Source organism: Streptomyces sp. BB1-1-1 (genome assembly GCF_031597775.1).
In the GTDB taxonomy this organism is placed as follows: domain Bacteria; phylum Actinomycetota; class Actinomycetes; order Streptomycetales; family Streptomycetaceae; genus Streptomyces; species Streptomyces thinghirensis.
The window spans coordinates 5,405,172-5,419,122 of record NZ_CP134203.1; the positions used below are offsets into that span (position 1 = coordinate 5,405,172).

General features: G+C 69.4%; 11 protein-coding genes. 5 read left to right on the forward strand and 6 right to left on the reverse strand.

Annotated elements, in window-relative coordinates; all coding sequences use genetic code 11:
• Position 1 precedes the first annotated feature (1 nt).
• From RI578_RS24770 to RI578_RS24785, 4 genes are all read left to right on the forward strand, one after another.
• A complete protein-coding gene (locus RI578_RS24770; RefSeq protein ID WP_121747391.1) occupies positions 2-667 on the forward strand; it encodes an IclR family transcriptional regulator in 666 nt (221 codons plus the stop codon).
• 264 nt (positions 668-931) lie between these two features.
• Positions 932-5,503: an RHS repeat-associated core domain-containing protein gene (locus tag RI578_RS24775; protein ID WP_399061298.1), complete on the forward strand. Its 4,572-nt coding sequence runs from the start codon at positions 932-934 to the stop codon at positions 5,501-5,503.
• 8 nt (positions 5,504-5,511) lie between these two features.
• Positions 5,512-6,054 (forward strand): barstar family protein, encoded by a 543-nt coding sequence (locus tag RI578_RS24780; protein WP_310873124.1) that lies wholly within the window; start codon positions 5,512-5,514, stop codon positions 6,052-6,054.
• Between the two features lie 72 nt (positions 6,055-6,126).
• Positions 6,127-6,906, forward strand: a complete 780-nt coding sequence (locus RI578_RS24785) for a S16 family serine protease (protein WP_310873125.1) — start codon at positions 6,127-6,129, stop codon at positions 6,904-6,906.
• 29 nt (positions 6,907-6,935) lie between these two features.
• Here RI578_RS24785 and RI578_RS24790 read toward each other — a convergent pair whose 3' ends face one another.
• The 5 genes from RI578_RS24790 to RI578_RS24810 are packed head-to-tail and all read right to left on the reverse strand — an operon-like array spanning position 6,936 to position 11,230.
• The gene (locus tag RI578_RS24790) at positions 6,936-7,901 is read right to left on the reverse strand and encodes a glycine betaine ABC transporter substrate-binding protein (protein ID WP_310875852.1); all 966 of its coding nucleotides are present in this window, start codon (positions 7,899-7,901) and stop codon (positions 6,936-6,938) included.
• 29 nt (positions 7,902-7,930) lie between these two features.
• Positions 7,931-8,809, reverse strand: a complete 879-nt coding sequence (locus RI578_RS24795; protein WP_310873126.1) for an ABC transporter permease — start codon at positions 8,807-8,809, stop codon at positions 7,931-7,933.
• A complete protein-coding gene (locus tag RI578_RS24800) occupies positions 8,806-10,065 on the reverse strand; it encodes a betaine/proline/choline family ABC transporter ATP-binding protein (protein ID WP_310873127.1) in 1,260 nt (419 codons plus the stop codon). Before RI578_RS24800 ends, RI578_RS24795 begins: the two co-directional genes overlap by 4 nt.
• Positions 10,058-10,705, reverse strand: coding sequence for an ABC transporter permease (locus RI578_RS24805; RefSeq protein ID WP_310873128.1), 648 nt, complete (start codon positions 10,703-10,705; stop codon positions 10,058-10,060). The genes RI578_RS24800 and RI578_RS24805 overlap by 8 nt, the downstream gene beginning before the upstream one ends.
• 42 nt (positions 10,706-10,747) lie before the next feature.
• Positions 10,748-11,230 (reverse strand): Lrp/AsnC family transcriptional regulator, encoded by a 483-nt coding sequence (locus RI578_RS24810; RefSeq protein WP_121747227.1) that lies wholly within the window; start codon positions 11,228-11,230, stop codon positions 10,748-10,750.
• Between the two features lie 134 nt (positions 11,231-11,364).
• Between RI578_RS24810 and hppD the strand changes: the two genes are divergently transcribed.
• Positions 11,365-12,510, forward strand: a complete 1,146-nt coding sequence (gene hppD, locus RI578_RS24815; protein ID WP_310873129.1) for a 4-hydroxyphenylpyruvate dioxygenase — start codon at positions 11,365-11,367, stop codon at positions 12,508-12,510.
• A gap of 24 nt (positions 12,511-12,534) precedes the next feature.
• Here the strand turns inward: hppD and RI578_RS24820 are convergent, their stop codons facing one another.
• Entirely contained in the window at positions 12,535-13,947 is a 1,413-nt protein-coding gene (locus RI578_RS24820; protein WP_310873130.1) for a tetratricopeptide repeat protein, read from the reverse strand.
• Positions 13,948-13,951 lie beyond the last annotated feature (4 nt).

The following is a 13,951-nucleotide window of genomic DNA, read 5'->3' on the forward strand; positions in this document are numbered from 1 at the left end:
CGTGACCGCGGAGACCTCTCAGACGCTCGACCGGGGACTGCGCGTCCTCAAACTGCTGGCCGATACGGACCACGGGCTGACCGTCACCGAGCTATCCCACAAACTGGGCGTCAACCGGACCGTCGTCTACCGGTTGCTCGCCACGCTGGAACAGCACGCACTCGTACGCCGTGACCTGGGCGGCCGCGCCCGGGTCGGACTCGGGGTACTGGGCCTGGGCCGTCAGGTGCACCCACTCGTCCGCGAGGCGGCCATGCCGGCCCTGCGCTCGCTGGCCGAGGACATCGGGGCGACGGCACACCTGACCCTGGTGGACGGGGCGGAGGCGCTCGCCGTGGCCGTCGTCGAGCCGACCTGGACGGACTACCACGTGGCCTACCGGGCGGGGTTCCGGCATCCGCTGGAGCGGGGGGCCGCGGGCAAGGCGATCCTCTCCGCGCGACAGCAGGCACAGCCGCAGCCTGTCGGTGACGCGGTGGAAGGGCCCGGGTACACCCTGACCCACGGCGAGCTGGAGGCCGGAGCCTGCGGGGCGGCCGCGCCGCTGCTCGGAGTGACGGGGGTGGAGGGCAGCGTCGGCGTGGTGATGCTGGCCGACGTGGTCCCGGAACGGGTGGGGACGCGGGTGATGGAGGCGGCCCGGGAGGTGGCGGAGGCGTTGCGGTGACGTCCCCTGCTCCAGCCGTGTGCCGCGTAGGCGACGAAGACGCTCAAGGCGGGGGGGAAGGGCGACCTGCGGGCCGCGCGCGTCCTTGGAATCCCCGGACCGCGTCTCGCAGGGCATCGCCGTGCCGGCAAGACAGTCGGAGCCGAACTGGGCATCCCGCCGGTCCACTGATGCGGCCCAGCTTCTTCTCGAATGCCCGTGCCTTGTAAGTTCACGTGTGCCTACGGTTGTTGATGAGGCGCGTGCGTCGACGGGGGTAGCGGAATGGTGGGCCACAGGCCGAGTGACTGGCATGTCCTGGACCTGGACAAGGACCCGACCCCGGGTGATCCGCAGCGGGTGCGCACGCTCGCCAAGACGCTGCACGACTTCGCCGACGACGTGTCCGACGCGCTGCGTCTGGTCAAGGGCATGGCGGGGGAGGGCACCCTCGCGGAGTGGGCGGGCAAGTCCGCGACGGTCTTCAAGGAGGAGTTCTCGGGCGTACCGAAGAACCTCACCAAGCTCGAGAAGTCGTACGGGATGTGCGGCGACGCCCTCGCCGACTTCTGGCCGAAGCTGGAGCGGGCGCAGGCACTGGCGGACAAGGCGTTGCGCAAGGCGCGGGAAGCCCGCGACGACCTCACTTCCGCCCAGTCGAAGCTGTCCTCGGCGGACTCGTGGGTGACGCGGGCGTCGAAGGAGGCCGACAAGTACAAGGACGATCCGACGGGCAGCAAGTCGGACGCGGACAAGCCGGACGAGGGCAAGGTCCGTGCCGCCACGCGGGACGTCCAGCATGCCAAGACGGCGCAGACCAACGCGCAGTCGGCCGTGGACTCCGCGCAGAGCGCGCTGGACGCCGCGAAGAAGATGGCCGCGGACGCGCGCAAGATGCGCGACGACGCCGCTCGCGACGCGAAGAACAGGATCGACGAGGCGTCGGACGCGGGTATCCAGAACCGTTCGTGGTGGGAGGACGTCGGCGACTGGTTCACCGACAACTGGGACACCATCGTCGCGGTCTGCAAGGTCGTCGTCGCCGTCGTCGGCATCGTCGCGATGATCATCGGCGGACCGATCCTCGGTGCGATCGTGCTCGTTGCCGCGCTCGTGGTGCTGGCGGACACACTCTACAAATACAGCAAGGGCCAGGCGTCCCTATGGGACGTGGGGCTGGCCGCGCTGGAGTGCATACCCGGCATGAAGGGCTTGACGACCCTCGGTGGCCTCGCCAAGGGGCTCAAGGGTGGCATGGCGGCGATGAAGGGGATCAAGGGCGGGCTGAAGGGCACGGGCCTGGCCCTGCGCGGACTGGGCAAGAACGCCCGCGGGATGGTTGCCGACGGCGCCAAGGGGGCTTACGACCGGGCCAGGAACCTGGTGCGTTCGAAGGGCAGCGACCCCATCGACATGGCCACGGGCGCCATGTACCTGCCGCAGACCGACGTGGACCTGCCAGGGCTACTGCCCCTGGCGTTCAGCCGCCGGGTCGCTTCCGACTACCGGTGTGGCTGGTGGTTCGGATCGACCTGGGCGTCCACCGTCGACCAGCGCCTGGAAGTCGATGAGGAAGGCGTCGTCTTCGTCACTGAGGACGGTCTGCTCCTCACCTACCCCCACTCCGCAGGCCCGGGCGTAGCCGTGGCGCCCGACGCCGGGCCTCGTCTGTCACTGACCCGCACGGACGACGGTGGCTACCGCATCGACGACCCGCTCACCGGGCACACCCGTCATTTCGCCCGTCCCACCTCCGACGGCATCGCACTGGTGGCTCGGATCACCGACCGCAACCAGCACACGATCACCTTCGCCTATGACGACTACGGCACGCCCCTCGCGATCCGGCATTCCGGCGGCTATCACCTGAAGCTCACCACCGAGGAAGGGCGTGTCACCGCCCTCAGCCTTGCGGGGGCAGCGGAGGATGGCACGGACATCGTCATCAAGCGCTATGACTACGCCGACGGCAACCTCGCCGCCGTCAGCAACTCCTCCGGCAGGCCGCTCCGGTTTGCCTACGACGAACGAGCGCGCGTCACTTCTTGGACCGACACCAACGACCGCAGCTACCTGTACAGCTACGACGACCGTGATCGCTGTGTCATGGAGGGTGGCGAGGCCGGACATGTCACGATCAGCCTTGACTACGACGGTTTTGACCCTGCCTGGCCCGACTGCCGAGTCACCACTCTCAACACCGCCGGCGGAGCTGTCTCTCGGTTCATCGTGGATGACAGATGCCTGGTGGTGGCTGAGATCGACCCGATGGGTGGCATGGTCGCCACCAGTTATGACCCGCACCAGCACGTCACATCGACCACGGATCAACTCGGCTTCACCACGACCTTCGTGAACAACGAGTTGGGGCAGCCGATCGCTGTGACGCGACCGGACGGTTCAGTCGTCCACGTTGCCTACGAAGACGATGGACCCCCAACCGCGATCACCCTGCCGGACGGTACGTTCTGGCAGTACACCCATGACGAACGCGGCAACGTCACAGCCGTCACCGACCCGCTCGGCACGACCGCCCACTTCGTACGCGGGCGGGATGGAGCCATTGTCGAGGCCCGGGACTCATCGGGCCGAGGGTCCCGCTGCGAGAACAACGCCGCCGGGCTTCCGTTGTCGGTGACCGACGACCTCGGCCACCCGACTCACTACGCGTACACTCCCTTCGGCCGGATCAGCGCGGTGACCGACCCGCTGGGACATGTGACCCGCCTCGAGTGGACCGTCGAGGGCCAACTCGCCCGGCGGACCTACCCGGACGGGACGCAGGAACACTGGGAGTACGACGGCGAAGGCAACTGTGTCCGTCACATCGACGCCACCGGTCGGGTGAGCATGTTCGAGTACACCCACTTCGACCGGCTCAGCGCCCGCACCGCTCCAGGAGGCGAGCGTTACGCCTTCACGCACGACGCCGAGCTCCGTTTGACACGAGTTACCAATCCGCAGGAACTGACCTGGGACTACACGTACGACGCCGCCGGCCGACTTCTCGCGGAAACCGACTTCGACGGCCGCACCACTCGCTACGCCTACGATGCGGCGGGCCGCCTCGCCGGCCGAACCAACGCTCTCGGGCAGAGCACGCGCTACGAGCGGGACAGCCTGGGGCAGATCAGTGCCAAGCACGTGGAGGGAGTGACCACCGCATACACGTACACGTCGAACGGCTCCCTGACCAGGGCCGTCGGCGCGGACAGCAGCCTGCACGTCGAGCTCGACGCCATGGGTCGGCGGATCAGCGAAACCGTCGACGGCCGGACCACCAGCTTCGCCTATGACGCCGCCGGCAATCGAACACTGCGCATCACCCCCTCGGGCGCCCGCAGCGGATGGGAGTACGACGCCGCAGGGCGCGTCACCCAATTGACGACGGCCGGGCACACCGTCGACTTCTCACACGATGCCGCGAACCGCGAAGTCGTCCGCCGAGTGAACGGCGCGCTCGCCCTTACCCGCAGCTACGACAGTCTTGACCGGCTGACCGCGCTGGGCTGCACGGCTCCGGGCGACCGCCTCGTGGCAGAGCGTTCCTATACCTACCGATCCGACGGTTACCTCACGGCCGTGCAGGACTCCCGCGGAGGCAGTCGACAGTTCGACCTGGACCTCCATGGCCGCGTCACGGCCGTGCACGCGGCCGGTCGGAGTGAGCGCTACGCCTATGACTCCGCGGGGAACCAGAGCGAGGCAGAATGGCCGGTGCGGGACCCTGATCATGAGGCCGTCGGACCGCGCGCGTACACAGGTACGAGGTTGACGCGGGCCGGAGGGGTCCATTACGAGCATGACGCCCTGGGGCGCGTCATCGTGCGCCGCAAGACGCGTCTCTCGCGTAAGCCCGATGTCTGGCGGTACGAATGGGATGCCGAGGACCGTCTCACAGCGGTTGTCACGCCGGATGGCAGTCGTTGGCGGTACACCTACGACCCTCTGGGCAGACGGACCGCCAAACTCCGTCTCGGTGCCGATGGTGAAACCGTCGAGGAACGGACGGTTTTCACCTGGGACGGCAACTCTCTCTGCGAACAGACCACCGAGCAAGGTGATACCGGCAGGAAGACCACGCTCACCTGGAACCACGACGGGCTCTCTCCTGTGAGCCAGGCCGAGCGACTCTGGGCTGTCGACGCACCCCAGGAAAGCGTCGACGAGCGCTTTTTCGCCATTGTCACCGACCTGGTCGGCACGCCGACAGAGCTGGTCTCACCGGACGGAGAGATCGCGTGGCACAAACGGTCCACTCTCTGGGGAACGACGGCGTGGAACCGGGACGCGACCGCGTACACCCCCTTGCGGTTTCCCGGCCAGTATCACGACCCGGAGACCGGTCTCCATTACAACCATCACCGTCACTACGACCCTGAGACCGCTCGCTACACCAGTCCTGACCCCCTCGGTCTCCTACCGGCACCCAACCCGATGACCTACGTGCACAACCCGCACAGTTGGTCCGACCCACTGGGGCTCGCGCCTTTGTGTCATCAGCATGGCGGAGACACGGGCAGTCCTGACGGGCTCGGCCTTCTGCCCGGCCCGGCACCTCAACACGCCCTGGACATGTTGAACAAGGTCAATGCCAGGCCCGGTGGCATCGGAAAGGTCGACGGCTATCATGGCAACGCGAACTGGGGTAACAACAAGTCCGCCCTGCCAGGCGGAAAGTACAAGGAATGGGACGTCAACGCCAAGGTTGACCTTCCGCAGTGCAGTGCGCCGGGCTGTGGAAAGGAAATCAGAGGTCCTGAACGTCTACTGACCCCAAAGGACGGCCCCGGGCCCGCCTATTACACGCCAGACCACTACGGGACCTTCTACTACGTCGGTGAGTTCACAGGGTGATGCGGCACATGACCGATTTTGACATTACGAGCACCTCGGAACCCTGGGTTGTCTTTGCTCCCCACGGGTCCGCTGTGGTTCGAGAGCAACTTGCCCGGTTGGAGAGTAAAGGGGGGCGCTGCTACTACTTCGACTCCCATCAGCTTCTGGATGAGCGAGGGATCCATCACTCCTTTGCGAAGACTCTCCGCTTCCCCGGTTACTACGGGAACAACTGGGATGCCTTGGTCGACTGTCTGGACGACCTGTGTGAAGAGGTCACGGGCGGCATTGGAATCGCGGGCGTGATCCAGGAGGCGGATCGGCTCCTGGAGGTGGATTATTTTCCCCTCTTTGTGTCGGTTCTTTGTCAGGGTGCCGACCGGGCGAACTCGTCGGTCGACCTCGACGGCTTCCCGCTGGATCGGCCCGCCGTTTCGGAACATTTCGTGTTCGAATTCCGTGAATTCGATCCCGGCAGGGTGGTGCGGCTCGTGGAGCAGCCGGACCTGATCGTTTCCCAGGGGGACGGCTTCGTCGCTGCCTCCCTCGATCCTGCGGAATGGCATTGAGCAGCGTGCTCTCAGGGAGTCGCATGTCTGCCCGCAACCGGAGCGGTGGGGGCGGCGCGTTAGATTGACCCCGTGCTCTCTCGTCTCACGCGCCCCCAGGCCCTCGCCGTTTGCGGTCTCCCCGTCGTGGCGCTGCTCGCCACCGCCGTGTTCGCGCCGCTGCCGTTCTCCGTGGCGCGGCCGGGCCTGACGGCCGACGTGCTGGGGCGGAACCAGGGCGCCCCGGTGATCACGATCAAGGGCGCGCCCACGCACGAGACGAGCGGTCAGCTGCGGATGACGACCATCGAGGCGACCGGCCCCGACGCGAGCGTGCAGCTCGGCGACGTGCTCGGCAGCTGGTTCGACACCGACCGGGCGGTCATGCCGCGCGACGCCGTCTACCCGAGCGGCGACGACGTCAAGGAGATCGAGGAGTACAACGAGGAGCAGATGCGGGAGTCCCAGGACGCGGCGACCACCGCCGCGCTGGCCCACCTGGACCTCGACGAGGCGGACGTCGACGTCGAGCTGCGCCTGGAGGACGTCGGCGGCCCCAGCGCCGGACTGCTCTTCTCCCTCGGCATCGTCGACAAGCTGGGCGCCGGCGACCTCACCGGCGGCCGGGTCATCGCCGGTACCGGCACCATCAGCACCGGCGGCAAGGTCGGCGCCGTGGGCGGTGTGCCGTTGAAGACGCAGGCCGCGCGACGGGACGGGGCCACGGTCTTCCTGGTGCCGAAGGCGGAGTGTTCGGACGCGCGGGCGGAGCTGCCGAAGGGGCTCAGGCTGATCCCGGTCACCACCCTCGACGGGGCCGTCGACTCGCTCGAGGCCCTGGCGACCGGCAAGGGCGAGGTCCCCACCTGCTGAGGGGGGCGGGGCTCCCCGCTCACCCTCGCTCAGCCCTCCGTCACGAAACCCTTCTCGACCATCCAGTCCAGCGCCACCTGGTGCGGGTCCTCGCCGTCGACGTCGACCTTCGCGTTCAGCGTCCGCGCCACGTCGTTGTCGAGCGCCTCGGTGACCGGAGCGAGGACGTCGGCGATCGCCGGCCACTTCTTCAGGACGTCCGTGCGGACCATCGGCGCCGCGTTGTAGTTCGGGAAGAAGTTCCTGTCGTCCTCCATCACCACCAGGTTCATCGACTTGATCCGCCCGTCGGTGGTGTACACCTCGCCGTAGGTGCAGGCGCCGTCGGCCGTCTGCGTGTAGATGATCCCGGTGTCCATGTCCGTGACGTTCCCGGCCGGGATGTCCATCCCGTACGCCTTCTCCATGCCCGGCAGCCCGTCCGCCCGGTTGGCGAACTCGACCTCCACGCACAGCGTCACCGCGGCCGGGTCGGACTTGGACAGCTCGGCCACCTCCGACAGGGTCTTCGTGCGGTACCTCTTGTAGTTCGCCTGGTTCATCGCGAGCGCGTACGTGTTGTTCAGCTCGGCCGGCGGCAGCCAGGTCAGCCCCTTCTTCAGGTCCTCCTCGCGCACGGCCTCCCACTGCTCGCGCGGGTCCGCGATCGGCTCGGCGTGCCCCAGGTACGTGATCCAGGCGGTGCCCGTGTACTCGTACGTGGCGTCCGCGTCGCCGTTCTCCACCGCCGCCCGGGTGCCGACGGAGCCCTGGATGCCGGTGCGGTCGAGCACCTCCGCGCCGGCCGCCTGGAAGGCGATGCCCATGATCGCGCCGAGGATCAGCTGCTCCGTGAACTGCTTGGACACGACGGTGAGGTCGGCGCCCTCCAGCGGCCGGCCCTTCCCGATCGTGCCGGGCCCGACGTCGTCGACCATCGGGGAGCCGCTGGTCAGCCCGCAGCCGGAGGCCGCCACCAGCAGCGCCGCCGTCACCAGCCACGTACGGCGTCGCAGGCCCCGGGGCCGTGCCGTGAACCGCCTGCTCATGTCCGCACCTCCAGGCCACGAGGCCGCAGCAGCAGTTCCGCGAGCGAGGCCAGCCAGTCCACCAGCAGCGCGAGGGCCACGGTGAGGATCGAGCCGAGCACCAGCACCGGCATCCGCTGGCTGGTGATCCCGGTGGTGATCAGCACGCCCAGCCCGCCGCCCCCGCCGAAGACGGCCAGCGTCGCCGTACCGACGTTCAGCACGAGGGCCGTGCGCACGCCGGCCAGGATCAGCGGGACGGCCAGCGGCAGCTCCACGCGCGTGAGCACGCCCAGCGGGGACATGCCGATGCCGCGGGCCGCCTCCAGCAGGGTCGGGTCGTTCGCCTTCAGGCCGGCGATGGTGTTGGAGAGCACCGGCAGGACGGCGTAGATGATGATGCCGATCAGGGCGGCCCGGCGGCCGATGCCCAGCCAGATCACCAGCAGCGCCAGCAGGCCGATCGCCGGGGTCGCCTGGCCCATGTTGGCGAACGCCATCGCCACCGGCGTGGCCTTCCGGAACAACCCGCGGGTGAGCAGGATGCCCAGCGGGATCGCGATGATCAGCACGAAGAAGGTGGAGATCACGGTCAGCTGCACGTGCTGCCACAGCGCCTTGGTGACCTGCCCGTCCGACAGGGCGTTCCGGCTCAGCGCGTCCAGGTCGGCCTGCCGGAACCACAGCCAGGTCGCCAGCAGTACGGCGATCAGGACCGCGGGCAGGAAGGTCAGCTTCCGCCAGCCGACCCGCCGCTCCGTCGCCGCCGGGGACGGCGGGCGCGGCTCCTGCTCCACCTCGTCCTCGTCGTCGTAGGCGATCCCCCCGGTCTCGCGCTCGCTCTCGGGCTGCCGACCGGACGAGGAGCCGGACGAAGGGCCGGAAGTGCTGCTCACGCCTTCGCCTCCCCTCCGAAGCCCTCCTGCTCGGCATGGGTCTGCTCCGCCCGGGCCTCCTCCAGGTCGTGCTGGTGCTCCAGCGCGTCCAGCCGGTCGGCCTCCAGCAGCTCGTGCACGGAGTTCAGCAGCGTCTCCATGTCGACGACGCCCTCGTACTCGCCGCGCCGCCCGGTGACCGCGACCCGGCCCGTGTTGTCGGTGAGCACCGCCTCCAGCGCGTCCCGCAGGGTCGCGTCCCGGGTCACCGTGTCGTGGACCAGCGTCCCGGCCCGGGCCAGCGAGCCCTTGGCCCGCATCAGGTCGCCGCGCCTGAGCCACTTGTAGGGGCGGCGGCGCCGGTCGAGGAGCAGGATCTCGTTGGTGCCGGCCGCCCGCAGCGCGTTGAAGATGTGCTGGAGCGGGTCCTCCACGGTCACCGTCGGGTAGTCGGTGATCCCCACGTCCCGTACGCGGGTCAGGTTCAGTCGTTTCAGTGCCGCCCCGGCGCCCACGAAACCGGAGACGAAGTCGTCCGCCGGGTTGGTGAGGATGGCCTCCGGGGTGTCGAACTGCGCGATGTGGGAGCGCTCGCGCAGCACGGCGATGCGGTCGCCCAGCTTGATCGCCTCGTCGAAGTCGTGGGTGACGAAGACGATCGTCTTGTGCAGCTCGTGCTGGAGCCGGATCAGCTCGTCCTGGAGGTGGTCCCGGGTGATCGGGTCGACCGCGCCGAACGGCTCGTCCATCAGGAGTACGGGAGGGTCGGCGGCCAGCGCCCGCGCCACGCCCACCCGCTGCTGCTGGCCGCCGGACAGCTGGCGCGGATACCGGCCGTGGAACTCCCCGGCGTCAAGACCGACCAGGTCGAGCATCTCCTCCACCCGCGACCGGATCCGCGCCTTCGACCAGCCGATCATCTTCGGTACCAGCGCGATGTTCTGGGCGACGGTCATGTGCGGGAAGAGACCGGAGGCCTGGATGGCGTAGCCGACCTTGCGGCGCAGCTTCACCGGGTCGATGTCGGTGACGTCCTCGCCGTCGATGCGGATGCGTCCGCCGGTGGGCTCGATCAGCCGGTTGATCATCTTCAGGGTGGTCGACTTCCCGCAGCCCGAGGGGCCGACGAAGATGACCGTCTCGCCGGCCTTGATCTCCATCGACACGTTCTCGACGGCCGGCTGCGGGTTGCCGGGGTAGCGCTTGGTGAGGCAGTCCAGTTCGATGGTCGCCCCGGTGGCGGCACTGTGACCGGTCGTCCCGGTGGTCTCAGACACGGATCCCCCTGGGAATGGTCAGCCGTCCGAGCAGGACGTACGCGGCGTCGAACAGCAGTGCCAGGATGATGATGCCGAGCGTGCCCGCGAGGACCTGGTTCAGCGCGTTCTTGCTGCCCAGCGAGGCGATCCCGCGGAAGATCTCGTTCCCGAGCCCCGGACCGGAGGCGTAGGCGGCGATCGCGGCGATGCCCATCAGCATCTGCGTCGAGACCCGGATGCCGGTGAGGATCGGCGGCCAGGCCAGCGGCAGCTCCACCCGCAGCAGCCGGGCCACGCGCGACATCCCGATGCCCGTAGCGGCGTCCACCAGCGCCGGGTCCACCCCGCGCAGGCCGACGATCGCGTTGCGCACGATCGGCAGCAGCCCGTACAGGACCAGCGCGGTCACCGTCGGCGGCACGCCGAGCCCCACGATCGGGATGAGCAGACCGATCATGGCCAGCGACGGGATGGTCAGGATCGTCGACGTGGTCAGGGTCGCCAGGTTCCCCGCCCAGTCGCTGCGGTAGGTCGCTACGCCGATCAGGACCCCGAGCAGCGTCGCCACGACCATGCACTGGAAGACGGCGCTGGCGTGCTGGTAGGCGTCGGTGAGCAGCTGCTGGTGGCGGCTGCCCAGGAACTCCCAGAAGTTCACCGCCGCTCACCTCCGGGATTCGGGCCGGCCGGGGAGCCGGTCTCAGTCGCGTCTGCCGCTGTCCTCGGCCGCCTGCTCCACCAGCGGGATGATCCGCAGCGGAACGGGGTTCTCCATGACGATCGCCGTGGAGGCCCGGACGATGCCATCAAAACCGACAACCAGGTCGATCACACGCTGGAGATCGGCGTTCGAGCGGGCCACCAGCCGGCACAGCATGTCCCCGGTGCCGGTCGTGGTGTGCAGCTCCAGCACCTCCGGCACGGTGGCCAAGTGGGCCCGTACGTCGGCGCCTTGGCCCTGCCGGATCTGGAGCGTGGCGAACGCGGTGACCGGGTAGCCGAGCGCCGCCGGATCCACCTCGGGGCCGAAGCCGCGGATGACTCCGTTCGACTGAAGCCGGTCCAGCCGCGCCTGCACGGTGCCGCGCGCCACGCCCAGGCGCCGGGACATCTCCAGCACCCCGATCCGCGGCTCCCGGGCCAGCAGCCCGATGATCCGCCCGTCCAGTCGATCGATCGCCATGCCCGCGCCCTCCCGGCCGGTAACCCTGGTCATCCTGTACAGATCGCCCGGCCCGATCGCTGTATCACTGGTCAGGTTGCCCAGTGAAGACGCAAACTATTGCGCACCTTGCAGACGCGGGAGACCCTGCGGCTATGACGCAGACCACACACCACACTCCCGACACCGCCCGGCAGGCCGACCCCTTCCCGGTCAAGGGAATGGACGCGGTCGTCTTCGCCGTGGGCAACGCCAAGCAGGCGGCGCACTACTACTCCACCGCCTTCGGCATGCAGCTGGTCGCCTACTCCGGACCGGAGAACGGCAGCCGGGAGACCGCGAGCTACGTCCTGGAGAACGGCTCCGCCCGCTTCGTGTTCACCTCGGTGATCAAGCCCGCCACCGAGTGGGGGAACTTCCTCACCCGGCACGTGGCCGAGCACGGCGACGGCGTCGTCGACCTCGCCATCGAGGTCCCGGACGCGCGCGCCGCCCACGCCTACGCCGTCGAGCACGGCGCCCGCTCGATCGCCGAGCCGTACGAGGTCAAGGACGAGCACGGCACCGTCGTCCTCGCCGCCATCGCCACCTACGGCGAGACCCGGCACACCCTCGTCGAGCGCACCGGCTACGACGGCCCCTACCTGCCCGGCTACACCGCCGCCCAGCCTATGGTCGAGCCGCCCGCCAAGCGCACCTTCCAGGCCGTCGACCACTGCGTCGGCAACGTCGAACTCGGCCGCATGAACGAGTGGGTCGGCTTCTACAACAAGGTCATGGGCTTCACGAACATGAAGGAGTTCGTGGGCGACGACATCGCCACCGAGTACTCCGCGCTGATGTCCAAGGTGGTCGCCGACGGCACCCTCAAGGTCAAGTTCCCGATCAACGAGCCCGCGGTCGCCAAGAAGAAGTCGCAGATCGACGAGTACCTGGAGTTCTACGGCGGCGCCGGCGTCCAGCACATCGCGCTGAACACCAACGACATCGTGGCCACCGTACGCACGATGAAGGCGGCCGGCGTCCAGTTCCTGGACACGCCCGACTCGTACTACGACACGCTCGGCGAGTGGGCGGGCGAGACCCGGGTGCCCGTGGAGACGCTGCGCGAACTGAAGATCCTCGTCGACCGCGACGAGGACGGCTACCTGCTGCAGATCTTCACCAAGCCGGTCCAGGACCGCCCGACCGTCTTCTTCGAGATGATCGAACGGCACGGCTCGATGGGCTTCGGCAAGGGCAACTTCAAGGCCCTGTTCGAGGCGATCGAGCGCGAGCAGGAGAGGCGCGGCAACCTCTGACATCAGGTCCGCAAAGGCAGATCATCAGGTGGGCGGGTCTTCCACGGAGGGCTCGCCCAGCTCCGCCAGCTCCCGCTCCGCATCCGGCGCCCGCAGCGGCGAGAAGTACGGGTTGATCATCAGCGCCTCCCGCAGATGCCGCCGCGCGGGCCCGTACCGCCCCAGTTCCTTCTCGATCACACCCCGGTGGAACACGTGCAGCGCGCTGCGCACCCCGCCGCCCTGGTCGCCGTCCGTCGCGATCGTCGCGAACTCCAGCGCCTCCTCGTCCGCACCGGCCCGGTGCAGCGCCCAGCCCAGCGCGTCGGCCACCGCGATCCCCGGCTGCCGCCCCCACTCGGTCCGCAGCCGCCGCACCGCCGCCGCCGGGTCCCCGTGGTCCGCCTCGAACCGCCCCAGCACCAGCTCCTCGTCGACCCCGGCCGCCTCGGCGCCCCGCACCCGCGCCCGCAGCAGGTCGTACTGCACCCGCGCGGCCTGGTCCAGCCCCAGCGACTCGTACAACTCGCCCAGCTCCAGCGCGTACTCCGGGCTCGGCAGCTTGGCCAGCGCCGCCTGGTACGCCGACAGCGCGTCCGTCGTCCGGCCCAGCGCCGCCAGCGCCCGCGCCTGCCCGGCCTGCGCGGCCCGCTGGTCGGGGTCCGTGCGCAGCGCCTCCTGGAAGAACCGCAGCGCCTCCTGACGGTCCCCCCGCTCGAACGCCAGCCGCCCGGCCTGCTCCAGATACGCCGCCCGCTCGGCCGGCGCCTCGGCGGCCGCCGCCGCGTCGGAGATCTGCGCCGCCGCGTCCTCCCGCCAGCCCCGGTCCCGGTAGACGGCCGCGGCCCGCGCCCTGACCGCCGGGGTCCCCGGGCGCAGCTCCATCACCTTGTCCAGGGCCCGCCCCACGCCCTTGTGATCGCCGAGACCGGTGTAGGCGTCGATCAGCACCGCGTGCGCCGTCCACCGCTTCGGCGCCGCCTCGACCGCGCTCTCGCCCCACTTCTTCGCCGCGGGGAAGTCCCGCCGCGCCACCGCCAGCGCCGCCAGCCCCTCCAGGGCCTGCGGATTGCGCTCCGCCCCGACCTTCAGCGAGGTGCGCAGCGCCTTCTCGGCCTTCGGCCAGTTCGCGGTGTCCGCCGTACGCCGGCCCTGCTCGACGTACGCCGCCCCCAGCACCGCCCACGACACGCCGTCCAGCGGATGCGCCCGCAGATGGGTCTCCCGGTCGCCGATCAGCACGGCCAGGTCGGGCAGCGCGGCCGGCACGCCCGTGGTGACCGCCCCGCGCGCCAGCGCGGCCGGCCCCGGCGCGGGCGGGGGAGCGTCGCCGCCGCCCCAGGGGAGCAGCACCAGCACCCCGCCGAGTACGACCGCCCCGGCGACGGAGGCGATCAGCACCCGGCTCCGGCGGCGTGCGCGCCACCCGTGTTCGGTCTCCCTCTTCATGACCTCCATGGCG